The following is an 11,879-nucleotide window of genomic DNA, read 5'->3' on the forward strand; positions in this document are numbered from 1 at the left end:
AAACTAATTAATTTTAACTGTGACAACAGCTTTGACAATAACTTGTTGATCCAGACAGAACTCAAAATCAAGTGTGGCGCTCCGCCTTTTTTCCGAAATAACCCTCGGCTCAACCATGACCAAATCGTCAATTTGGACGGCTTGAAGAAAGTTGATCATCATCTGCTCAATCATGATATTTTTTTGATGCTTTTTGGTCAAAACGCGGATGCTAATTTCTTTGATAAATTCAGCTAAGACACCTTGGGCTAGGTTCCCGGCGTGGTCAATCATAGCTGGCTCAATTAAGAAGCAAAAATGACCTTCCTCGTACTGAAGATTGGCAAGAATCTGGTCACTATAGGTGTAAAGATCGGTCCGTTGTGTGTTTGACAGATTTTCCATGGCCTGACGACGTGTAATCACACCCAGTAACTCCCAATTTTCAGAAACGACAGGCATCATGTTCAAATCTTCAAAAATCATCTTCTGGCTGATATTGGCAAGACTCATGCGAGGCTTAGCAACGATGATATTTTTAGACATCAACTGTTCAACACTAACATCATTTTCTTTGCCAACAATGTCTTGCACACTGATGACACCAACCACAACATCGTCTTGATTGACAACTGGAAAACGAACATTTTTAGTTTGTTTAACCAAATTGTTAAAATCTTTAACCGTTTCGGAAGCTATCAAAAAACCATAGTCTAATTTTGATTGATAAGCCTGCTCAACGGTCTTGAGGTCTGTTTTGATGCGGACATTTGACAGGGCATGATTAATCATGGTAGCCACGGTAAAGGTGTCATAGTGAGTTACCATGACCGGAATCCTTTGATTGTTAGCCATACGGATAACCTTTTCTGATACTGTAAAACCACCAGTAACTAGGATAGCATTACGATTTTCAAGCGCTAACAGCTGGATATTCTCACGATCACCAACAATCAGCAACCCACCTTTGATTAGGTAACGGCTGATATTTTGCCGTGTCATAGCTCCAATTGAGAACTTGCTAAACTCATGGCTTAGCCCTTCTGCCCCCGCCAAAACTTCCGAATCACTGATACGGGCAATCTCAGCATAGGTCAGTTTTTCAATATGAACTTTGGGCTTCTGCTCCACACGGACTGTTCCGCTCCGTGGGCGAGTCTCAACAATTCCTCGATTCTCAGCTTCTTTAATCGCACGATAAGCTGTTCCGTCACTAACATTGAGATGATTTGAAATGCTTCGAACACTAACACGCTTTCCAACAGCAAGATTCTCTAAATACTCTAAAATGTCTTGATGCTTACTCATGGTTAAAAACCTCTCGTGTCATTAAATAGTCGCGGTAATCTCTCATTTTTCGAGTGTAGCGGTCGCTCCCCTTGAATTGACGTTTCAGTTGAAAGCCCACTTTTTCAGCCACTCTCTGGCTAGCTCGGTTTTCTTGATGTGTCAATAAATGCAACGAGGACAGACCAACCTCTCGAAAAGCAAAATCAGCTACCGTTTTTAGACAAGCTGTCATCAATCCCTTTCCCCAATAATCTTGGTGTAAGAAATAACCGATCTCAGCACTTGCCTCCACCAGACGAAGATTTTCCAGACGAATAGAGCCAATCATTTTTCCTGTTGATTTTTCCTCAATCGCCCACACACCCAAAGGCTCTTTCATAAAATAATGAACCATTAAGAAGTCACTTTCTTGGCGATTGACCTGCGGTGGGAAGATGAAGGTCGTGTTAGTTTGCTTTGAAGCTATTTCCCAAAAATCATGGCTGTCCTTCATTGCGAAAGGTCGTAACCAAAGGGTGTCCAGTTCAATAACAGAACACCTTGCTAAACGAGTCCAAATATCCATGACATCATTATACCACAAGGCTGGACATTTGCCTAACAACAGTCAAACTGAACGATAGAATAGGGATTGAGACAGATGCCCAACCCCTACTTTTTAATCATTGACTAATTCGATATCAGCACCTAGAGCTGTTAATTTCTCGATAATATTTGAGTATCCACGTAAGATAAATTCGATATTTGTAATTTCTGTGCGACCTTTGGCCATCAAACCAGCGATTACTAGCGCAGCGCCAGCTCGTAAATCAGAAGCTTTAACAGGTACTCCCGTCAATTCATTTGGTCCTTGATAGACGATTTGTCCACCGAGCGCAGAAATTTCAGCTCCCATACGCGCAAGTTCTGGCACATGGTTCACACGTTTTTCATAAATAGTATCAACAATACTTCCACGACCTTTGGCTGTCAAAAGTAATGGGGTGATTGGTTGCTGCAAATCAGTTGCAAAACCTGGGTAAGGTGATGTTTTGATGGAAACGGCCTTAAGCTCTCCTTGCTTTTCCACAAAAATCGCATCTTCTTCGACCGTCATACGAACACCCATCTCTTCAAGTTTAGCAATGTAGCTATCTAAATGTTCATAAAGCACATTAGTCACTTTGACACCTTCACCGATAGCGGCCGCCATTGCAATGTAAGTCCCAGCCTCAATGCGGTCAGGAATCACCTGATGACGAGTACCCTTCAAGGTTTCAACACCATCAATCGTGATAATATCTGTTCCAGCTCCACGAATGTGAGCTCCCATATTATTCAAAAGCGTAGCCACATCAATAATCTCAGGTTCACGCGCAGCATTTTCAATCACTGTACGACCTTTGGCTTTCGCAGCAGCAATCATAGTATTGATTGTCGCACCAACGCTCACGGTATCCATATAAATATGTGCTCCGTAAATAGGCTGACCATCCGTTGCCAAGCGCATTGACTCACCTTCATAAGAAACACTTGCCCCCATCGCTTCAAAGGCTTTCAAGTGTAAGTCAATTGGACGAGGTCCGAGGTCACAGCCACCAGGTAAACCGACTGTCGCTTCGCCAAATCGCCCAAGCAGACTACCGTAAAAATAATAGGACGCACGAAGACTATTGATTTTGCCGTAAGGCATTGGAATATTTTTGACACCACGTGGGTCAATTTCAAGGGTTTCACCATCACGTTTAACGCTGGCACCCATAATTTCCATGATATCAATCAAACTATCGACATCTGAAATAGCGGGTACACCATCCAAAGTAACGATGTCATCTGCCAAAATAATCGCAGGAATCAAGGCAACGACACTGTTTTTTGCTCCAGATACTGCAACTTCACCTGATAGTGGTTTGCCACCATTTATAACAATTTTACGCATACATTCAATACTTTCTTTTACTAGAATTCAACCTTTTTATTTTACCATAAGACTAGCAGATTGACAAATATAAGCTCTATAATTTCTGTGGTGGGTAAATCCACCACAGAGATTATAGAGCTTTTTCAGTATATCAAAAAAGCACCATAAGACTTATAATGAAAAGCAACCAAACCATCATTAGGAAGACCTTATGGAACAACTTAAGAATACCACAGACATCACTATTGACCAAAAATTTACTACGATAGACAAAAAAGAAGCACCAAAATGGCACTTCGGTAATTTATTTCACTGCTTCTTTCAAAGCATCAATTTTATCTGTTTTTTCCCATGGAAGGTCGATATCAGTACGCCCCATGTGACCATAAGCAGCTGTCTGACGATAAATCGGACGTTTAAGGTCAAGCATTTGGATAATACCAGCTGGGCGGAGGTCAAATACTTTACGAGCTGCCGCTTCTAATTTACTTTCATCTACTGTGCTAGTACCGAATGTATCAACGCGAACAGAAACAGGCTGGGCAACACCAATAGCGTAAGCTAACTGTACTTCAGCTTTCTTAGCTAGGCCAGCTGCCACGATATTTTTCGCAATGTAGCGCGCAGCGTATGATGCCGAACGGTCAACCTTGGTGGCATCCTTACCAGAGAAGGCACCACCACCGTGGCGAGCGTAACCACCGTAAGTGTCAACGATAATCTTACGACCAGTCAAACCAGAATCCCCTTGAGGCCCACCGATAACAAAGCGACCAGTCGGATTGATGAAGAACTTAGTTCTATCATCCAAATACTCAACTGGAATAACAGCTTTGATGACTTTATTAATCACATCTTCATGGATTTGCTCATTGCTTGCTTCTGGATCATGTTGAGTTGAAATAACGACTGTATCTACACGAACGGGCTTGTCGTTCTCATCGTATTCAACGGTCACTTGAGATTTAGCATCTGGACGCAGGTAGGCAATCTCTCCAGCCTTACGTAAATCAGCCAATTTCTTCACCAATTTATGAGAAAGTGAGATCGGCAGTGGCATCAGTTCAGGCGTTTCGTCAATAGCAAAGCCGAACATGAGACCTTGGTCACCCGCACCAATTAAGTCCAGTGGATCTTGGTCCGCATTACCGCGTACTTCCAGAGCTTCGTTAACCCCTTGAGCGATATCGGGCGACTGCTCAACAAGTGACGGATGAACTCCGACTGACTCAGCTGAAAAGCCATACTCAGCTTTATCATAACCGATTTCTGCAATGGTGTCACGTACCACTCGGTTAATGTCCACATAAGCTGTGGTGGAAATTTCACCAAAAACATGAACGGAACCTGTATAAACAGCCGTTTCAGCAGCAACGTGTGCTTCTGGATCTTGGTCTAAAATAGCATCCAAGATAGCATCTGAAATTTGGTCTGCAATCTTATCTGGGTGCCCCTCAGATACAGATTCAGACGTGAAAAGTTTACGTTCTGACATAAAAATGTCCCCCCTTAAAATTAAATTGTGTCAACTTACCGTACCTATTAAATAATTAAGAGAGGTTACGACGATTTCTGGGCAAATCGATTATATTTGCCTAGGAATCTAGTAAGTCGACTAGCCAAGGCCCATAGGGCTTGGCGTCTCATAAGGAGCAACTTTAGTTACCTTTATGAGTGTCGAGTTACAAAGAACTGACCTTTCGGCCACCTTTTCGGGACTCATGGGATTTATTGTACCATTTTTCAGATTATAAGGAAACTCCCTACAAAGATATTATGGATTATTTTAGAATTTTCTGCGCATTTGTATTATACTAGTGCTATGACTACATACGAAAAGATTTATCTATTGCTACAAGAAAACGGAGATTTTATGAGTGGCGAAGCTATTGCCAAACGTCTAGAAATCTCGCGAACAGCAGTTTGGAAAGGAATCAAAACACTTGAGAGCAAAGGACTCACCATTCAATCAGTCAAAACTCGTGGTTATAAACTGCTGAAGGGAGATTTACTACTGCCAGAATTTCTGAGTCAGGAACTAGGGATTACTGTGACTTTTAACCCCGATAGTCAATCAACTCAAACAGATGCCAAGAATGGTATGGAAAAAGGACTGGAGTCGCCCCATCTCTATCTGGCGAACCAGCAGACGGCTGCCAAGGGGCGGTTTAACCGTAACTTTTTCACCAGTCCACAAGGTGGCATCTACATGTCACTCCACTTCAAACCACAGGTGACTGTAACCGAGCTGCCGCCTTATACTGTTATGGTCGCTTCAAGCATCGTTAAGGCTATTTCGCGCCTTACGGGCATTGAAACTGAAATTAAGTGGGTTAACGATATTTACCTTGATAATCGCAAAGTTGCTGGTATTTTGACTGAGGCTGTCGCTTCGGTAGAAAGCGGCTTAGTGACCGATGTCATCATCGGAGTCGGTATAAATTTCCAAATTGAGCAGTTTCCTGAAACATTGCAGAGCAAGGCGACCAGTTTATTCTCTGAAAAAGCAAGCATCACACGTAACCAGCTCATTGCCGAAATCTGGAAACTTTTTTTGACCATTCCAGAAAAAGATCTCGTTAAGGTCTATAAAGAAAAATCACTTGTTCTCGATAAACAAGTGACCTTTGTGGAAAATGGTATTGAAATGACCGGCACTGCTACAGATATCACAGACCAAGGGCATCTCATTGTTCGTTTAGAAAACGGACGAGAAAAAATTCTTAGAAGTGGCGAAGTCAGTCTTTCTTCTTGGTAGCATCAATAATCGCTTTGGTAAAACGAGAAACCAGCCAAACGCGACGGAGATCACGGTAAAGTAAAATCCCCCAGATTACCGCAAAAATATAGTCTCCCGACATAATTGAATCATTAAAAAAATAAGTTTCAAAGGCACACAAAAAGGTCACAAAAATAAATTGACGAATGTTCATAGTTTTATTATATCAAATTTTCAAGGTTTAGCGGTGAAATAAGGTTGGGCGAATGGTCCAACCTTATTTTTATCAAATCACTCACTAATCATCAAGGATTTCCATTTTTTCAGCTAAAAAGCTAAATTGAGCAGGGACTTCTGGTTCTTTTTTAGGAGTTTCTTCTGGTTCTTGCTTTTGAGCTTTCAATTTTTGCGCAAATTCGGTACGTAATTGATTGAAATCAACTCTTGGCACTGCAAGAATATTGGGTGAAAAACCTGCTGCCTTGCTCATAATATTACCAAACATAGCATTCAAATCGGTACGTTTCATGGCTTGTTCAGCATTGAAAGCAGCATCAAAGGCAAGGATGGCATTTTCGCTATTAGCTAAAACTGGTTCAGAGCCCAGTAAAAGTGCTCGATCTTGGGCTGAAATGCTGTCTAAAATTTCATTCCAAGCGCCCTTGAGAGCATCCAAGTATTCACGCGAGCGCTGGCTGTCCACCACTGTTTCTTCCATGATAGTCAGAATCTTCACCCGATCAACTTTGAATTTAACTTGTGATTTTGTTTTGACAACTTTTGTTTGATTGTTGGCTAGACCATTTGAAACTTTTGTTAGAGCCTGTTTTAAATCTTTGATTTCTTGCTTTAAGGCTGCAATTTCTTGGGCAATATTATCTGGTAATTCATGGCTAACAGTCTCCGACATTTCAGCTAACTGAATGGTCAACATTTCAGCATAGATTTTAGGTTGGCTGCCATTTTTGATTTCGGGTAAAACGGTCGTCACCTTATCAATCATTTGGAATAATTTTTCCTGACTGACTGACAGATTAGCACTGAATAAATCACTAGAGTGCGTATTTTTACCGCCAGCCTGAACAATCAATAAATCACGCAAATAGGTCAATAAATCCGTCGCAAAACGGCTCATGCTTTTTCCGCTGTCAAAGATTGTTCCGAGATTAGCCAGAGCATCTGACACTTTTTGCGCCAGCACATTGGCCACAAAATTGTCCAAAGCAACTAGAGAAATGCTTCCTGTAATCTCCTCGGCAATCGTCAGGGAAACACGGTTATCGCGCGTCAGACTCAGTGCCTGATCCAAGATAGAGAGGGCATCGCGCATGCCACCTTCCGCACGACGAGCAATCAAGGATAGGGCATCCGTCTCGTAGACAATTCCTTCCTTGTCCAAAATATTTGCCAAGTGGTTCTGAATAGCTACCAGCTTAATCGCTTTGAACTCAAATCTCTGGACACGCGACAAAATCGTCGCTGGAATCTTGTGCAATTCCGTGGTCGCTAGGATGAAAACAACATTTTCGGTTGGCTCTTCCAGAGTCTTCAAAAGCGCATTGAAGGCTCCAGTTGACAGCATATGAACTTCGTCGATGATATAAACCTTGTAGGTTGCACGGCTGGGCGCATAGGTTGATTTATCACGAATATCACGGATTTCATCAACACCATTATTTGACGCCGCGTCAATTTCGATGACATCCTCAAGGCTACCATTGGTGATGTCTCGGCAAATATCACAGTGATTACAAGGTTCTCCGTCCACCTGATTAGGGCAGTTCATGGCTTTGGCAAAAATCTTAGCTGCGCTGGTTTTCCCAGTCCCACGTGGTCCGGAGAATAAATAAGCGTGACTAATTTTATTGTTGGCGACAGCTTGCTTGAGAGTCGTTGAAATGACTTCCTGACCAACCATCTCATCAAAAGTTTGACTTCGGTATTTTCGATAAAGGGCTTGATACATTATTTTTCAACTCCAAACATATCTAAATTCCAGACGGTTCTCTCCACTAAAATCGCTACAAATTTTTCCAAGTATTCTCGGTCAATAGCATCATAGTCCCCAACCAAACGAGAATCTAAATCAAGGACACCAATCAGCCTGCCATTTTTGACCATGGGAACAACAATCTCACTCATGGCTGCTGAGTCACAAGCAATGTAGTTGGCATGTTTAGTGACATCCTCAACAATCAAAGTCTCACGTTTTTGCGCGGACTCACCGCAAACACCTTTTCCAAGAGTAATTCGCACACAGGATACGCCACCTTGAAAGGGACCTAAAATCAATTCTTGCCCATCGTACAAATAAAAACCCGTAAAGACTGAGTTGGGTAGAAGACTGTTAAGCATGGCTGAGGCGTTAGCCAAGTTTGCCAAAGCATTGGTCTCATCCGCAAACATGGCTTGCGCTTGCAGCAATAGTAGCTCATAATTCTCAATTTTTGTCGTCTTTTTCATAGGATTTATTATAACATAATTTCTACTAAAACTTAAAAAGCCGAGCGATTTTGCTCAGCTTTTATGAAAGGTAATCTGAATTGCTTTTTCGCCTCTCTTCCCTCAGTCATTTCGATAACTTTTAATCATGTTAGATATAGAAAAACTGGAGCAAACACTCCAGTTCCCTATTTATTGCCAATAAGATGGACGTTGTTTTTCGTAGGCTGTGATGAGGTCTTCATACTGAAGTGTGATGCCAATATCATCAAGCCCTTCAACCAATTTACGTTTCCATTCGTGGTCAATTTCAAATGGAAAATCGCCAACAGAAGTTTTGATGACTTGGTTTGGAAGATCGATAGTGATGTCTTCACCAGCTGGCAGCGCAGCCAATTGCTCACGTACTTCAAGGGGTTGAACGATAGGCAGCATGCCGTTTTTTAATTCATTATTGTAGTGAATATCTGAGAATGAACCAGCGATAACACAGCGGAAACCGTAGTCTTCCAGTGCCCAAGCTGCATGTTCGCGCGAAGACCCTGAACCAAAGTTATCCCCTGTCACCAAGATAGTTGCATCACGGTATTCAGGCTTATTGAAAATGAAATCTGGATTTTCATCGTAATTATCATTAAGGTAGCGCCATTCAAACATCAAGTTTTTCCCGAAACCTTTTTTATCAACGGCTTTGAGGAATTGTTTTGGAATCAGCTGGTCCGTATCAATATTGTCATTCATGAGTGGGACAGATTTCCCAGTGTAAACTGTAAATTTTTCCATGATTTCTCCTCTTAGTTGACTTCTGGCATTTGGCGAACATCCACGAATTTACCAGCAATAGCTGCTGCCGCAGCCATAGCAGGGCTGCAAAGGTGGGTACGAGCTCCATATCCTTGACGACCTTCAAAGTTACGATTACTTGTTGATGCACAGTGAACACCTTCTGGAACGTGGTCTGGGTTCATTCCAAGACACATTGAACAGCCTGGGTCGCGCCATTCAAATCCAGCGTCCATAAAGATTTTATCAAGTCCAAGACGCTCTGCTTCTTTCTTAACCGGACGTGAACCTGGTACAACAATGGCTGTGAGGGTAGGTGCAATATGTTTGTCCTTGACAAATTTAGCAGCAAGTTCAAGGTCAGAGAGACGAGCATTGGTACAAGAACCGATGAAGACATAACCTAGGTCAATATCTTCAGCCTTATCACCAGGTTTGACATCCATGTATTTGTAGGCACGTTCACCGTTAATGTCCTTGATTTCTGGGAAAGGCTGGTCAAATTCGACACCCATCTCAGGGTTAGTTCCCCAAGTAACCATTGGAGCAAGTTCTGAAACATCGATGGTAATGACTTTGTCATAGACAGTGTCCGGATCTGACACAAGTGTTTTCCAATCAGCTACAGCATCTTCAAAATCTTGTCCTTTGGGTGCACATGGACGTCCTTTTACATAATCATAAGTTTTTTGGTCAGGATTCATAAGTCCCATCTTAGCACCGAATTCAATAGACATGTTGCAGATGGTCATGCGCTCATCCATTGAAAGAGCATCCACAGCTTCACCGGTGTATTCTACAGAGTAACCAACACCAGCGTCAACACCATAACGTGAAATAAGGGCAAGGATGTAATCTTTAGAGTAGACACCTTTTTGTGGTTTTCCAACAAATTCAACCTTCATACGTTTTGGTTTCACTTGCCAGAGACATTGAGTCGCAAAGACATGCTCAACTTCTGAGGTCCCGATACCAAAGGCAATGGCACCAAAGGCACCATGTGTTGCTGTATGGCTATCACCACAAACAACAAATTTACCAGGTTGACTGCGACCTGTTTCAGGACCGACCATGTGAACAATACCTTGGCGCTCAGTACCATGTGTCGCAGCATCAATTCCAAATTCCTCAACGTTGCGTGCAAGGGTATCAATTTGATTTTTTGAAATCAAATCGCGAATGTTAAAAATATCTACAGTCGGTACGTTGTGATCAGTTGTTCCAAATGTCAAATCAGGACGACGCACTTTACGACCTGCATCGCGAAGTCCTTGGAAAGCCTGCGGACTTGTTACCTCGTGAATGTAATGTTGGTCAACGTACATAAGCTGTGGCTCACCTTCATTACCAGTCACCACATGACGTTCCCAAAGCTTATCAAAAATTGATTTTCCGCTCATATTATTTCTCCATTTATTTTGTGTGGGAAAATATCCCTTCGTTTATTATTATCGTTTTCTGATTGACTAGATAAGGTAAATAACTATCACTAAAATTGCCAAACCTACGAGCCAAGTCACCTGAAAATACCATTTTCGAGTCTTATGATGAAAATAATTCCCTCCCAGAATGGCTCCAAGTCCACCTAGACAAATTGCCTCCAGTAATAGAGTCCTTTCAGAAATTCTCCACGCTTTTTGGACAGCTCGTCTCTTGTCAATCCCATACGTAATAAAGACAATGATGTTCCAAATTAACAGAATGAGAACGATTAAACTGTCTTGCCTCATAGATTGCTGATAATCGCTGCAGTCATGTCTGCTGTTGATGTTTGACCACCGATATCTCGTGTTAGAATACCTTGGTTGAGGGTCTTATCGACAGCATTTTCAATCATTTCAGCGCCAGCAATTTCTCCAAAGCTTTCGCGAAGCATCATAGCAACTGATAAGATCATACTGATTGGGTTGGCAATACCTTGGCCTGCAATATCAGGTGCTGAACCGTGGATTGGCTCATAGAGGCTTGGACCACCTTCAGAATGGCTTGCAGAAGGCATAACGCCAAGCGTTCCAGGAAGAACTGAAGATTCGTCTGACAGGATATCACCGAAAAGATTTTCAGTCACAACCACATCAAAGCGAGCTGGATTAGTAATCATTATCATAGCTGCACTGTCCACCAATTGGTGCTCAAGCGTGACATCTGGATACTCAGTAGCCACTTCTTCAGCCACGTTACGCCATAATTTTGAAGTCGCCAAAACATTTTGTTTATCAATGCTAGTTACCTTCTTACCTCGCATCTGAGCCAATTTAAAGGCTTTATGCATAATGCGACGAATTTCATCGGCTGAATAATCGTTGATATCACGCGCTTTTTCGTCCTCAAGAATGTGTTCACCAAAGTAAATACCGCCAGTCAACTCACGCACAACAACAAAGTCAACACCCTCAATACGCTCTGGTTTCAGAGGTGACAAATGCTTCAATGCATCAAAGATTTTCACTGGACGAATATTGGCAAAAAGGTTCAATTCCTTACGGATGGCAAGTAAACCTTGTTCTGGTCTAACAGGCGCATTATCGTATTTAGGGCTACCAATAGCGGCAAGTAGAATAGCATCCGCTGTTTTTGCAGCTTCCAGGGTATCCTCAGGAAGTGGGTGCCCTGCTACATCAATACCAGCACCTCCAAATGGTTTGGCTACGGTTGTGTAATCAAAGTTATTTTTTTTAGCAACAGCTTCTAAGACTTCAAGTCCCGCTGCCATAATTTCTGGTCCGATTCCGTCCCCTGCAAGGGTTACAATTGTTTTTGTCATAA

The 11,879-nt window shown here is 42.2% G+C and carries 12 protein-coding genes; 1 reads left to right on the plus strand and 11 read right to left on the minus strand.

All coding sequences use genetic code 11. The annotated features are described in order from the left end of the window. Positions 1-3: 3 nt before the first annotated feature. The 4 genes from spxR to metK form a co-directional block, all read right to left on the minus strand. The gene (spxR, locus tag IYQ92_RS01205) at positions 4-1,287 is read right to left on the minus strand and encodes a CBS-HotDog domain-containing transcription factor SpxR (protein WP_195674938.1); all 1,284 of its coding nucleotides are present in this window, start codon (positions 1,285-1,287) and stop codon (positions 4-6) included. Continuing rightward, entirely contained in the window at positions 1,280-1,834 is a 555-nt protein-coding gene (locus tag IYQ92_RS01210; protein WP_195674939.1) for a GNAT family N-acetyltransferase, read from the minus strand. The genes spxR and IYQ92_RS01210 overlap by 8 nt, the downstream gene beginning before the upstream one ends. 93 nt (positions 1,835-1,927) lie before the next feature. Continuing rightward, positions 1,928-3,187 carry a UDP-N-acetylglucosamine 1-carboxyvinyltransferase gene (locus tag IYQ92_RS01215; RefSeq protein ID WP_195674940.1) on the minus strand — a complete coding sequence of 420 codons (1,260 nt, stop codon included), beginning with the start codon at positions 3,185-3,187 and terminating at the stop codon, positions 1,928-1,930. Between the two features lie 286 nt (positions 3,188-3,473). Continuing rightward, complete coding sequence (gene metK / locus IYQ92_RS01220) at positions 3,474-4,664, minus strand: methionine adenosyltransferase (protein ID WP_195674941.1); 1,191 nt, start codon at positions 4,662-4,664, stop codon at positions 3,474-3,476. Between the two features lie 327 nt (positions 4,665-4,991). On the opposite strand from metK, the gene birA reads away from it, so the two are divergent. Beyond that, positions 4,992-5,927, plus strand: coding sequence for a bifunctional biotin--[acetyl-CoA-carboxylase] ligase/biotin operon repressor BirA (gene birA, locus IYQ92_RS01225; protein WP_195674942.1), 936 nt, complete (start codon positions 4,992-4,994; stop codon positions 5,925-5,927). Here the strand turns inward: birA and IYQ92_RS01230 are convergent. The 7 genes from IYQ92_RS01230 to leuB form a co-directional block, all read right to left on the minus strand. Further along, a complete protein-coding gene (locus IYQ92_RS01230; protein ID WP_195674943.1) occupies positions 5,908-6,102 on the minus strand; it encodes a DUF3272 family protein in 195 nt (64 codons plus the stop codon). The two genes, birA and IYQ92_RS01230, sit on opposite strands and share 20 nt — an antisense overlap. 84 nt (positions 6,103-6,186) lie before the next feature. Further along, positions 6,187-7,854, minus strand: a complete 1,668-nt coding sequence (gene dnaX / locus IYQ92_RS01235; protein ID WP_195674944.1) for a DNA polymerase III subunit gamma/tau — start codon at positions 7,852-7,854, stop codon at positions 6,187-6,189. Beyond that, positions 7,854-8,351, minus strand: a complete 498-nt coding sequence (locus IYQ92_RS01240) for a GAF domain-containing protein (protein ID WP_195674945.1) — start codon at positions 8,349-8,351, stop codon at positions 7,854-7,856. Before IYQ92_RS01240 ends, dnaX begins: the two co-directional genes overlap by 1 nt. A gap of 171 nt (positions 8,352-8,522) precedes the next feature. After that, entirely contained in the window at positions 8,523-9,113 is a 591-nt protein-coding gene (gene leuD, locus IYQ92_RS01245) for a 3-isopropylmalate dehydratase small subunit (RefSeq protein WP_195674946.1), read from the minus strand. An 11-nt stretch (positions 9,114-9,124) separates the two neighbouring features. Continuing rightward, positions 9,125-10,513, minus strand: coding sequence for a 3-isopropylmalate dehydratase large subunit (leuC, locus tag IYQ92_RS01250; protein WP_195674947.1), 1,389 nt, complete (start codon positions 10,511-10,513; stop codon positions 9,125-9,127). Between the two features lie 66 nt (positions 10,514-10,579). After that, positions 10,580-10,843: a DUF1294 domain-containing protein gene (locus tag IYQ92_RS01255; protein ID WP_195674948.1), complete on the minus strand. Its 264-nt coding sequence runs from the start codon at positions 10,841-10,843 to the stop codon at positions 10,580-10,582. Next, the gene (gene leuB, locus IYQ92_RS01260; protein ID WP_195674949.1) at positions 10,840-11,877 is read right to left on the minus strand and encodes a 3-isopropylmalate dehydrogenase; all 1,038 of its coding nucleotides are present in this window, start codon (positions 11,875-11,877) and stop codon (positions 10,840-10,842) included. The genes IYQ92_RS01255 and leuB overlap by 4 nt, the downstream gene beginning before the upstream one ends. Between the last annotated feature and the right edge of the window lie 2 nt (positions 11,878-11,879).

This window comes from Streptococcus sp. HF-1907, assembly GCF_015594605.1.
Taxonomy (GTDB): domain Bacteria; phylum Bacillota; class Bacilli; order Lactobacillales; family Streptococcaceae; genus Streptococcus.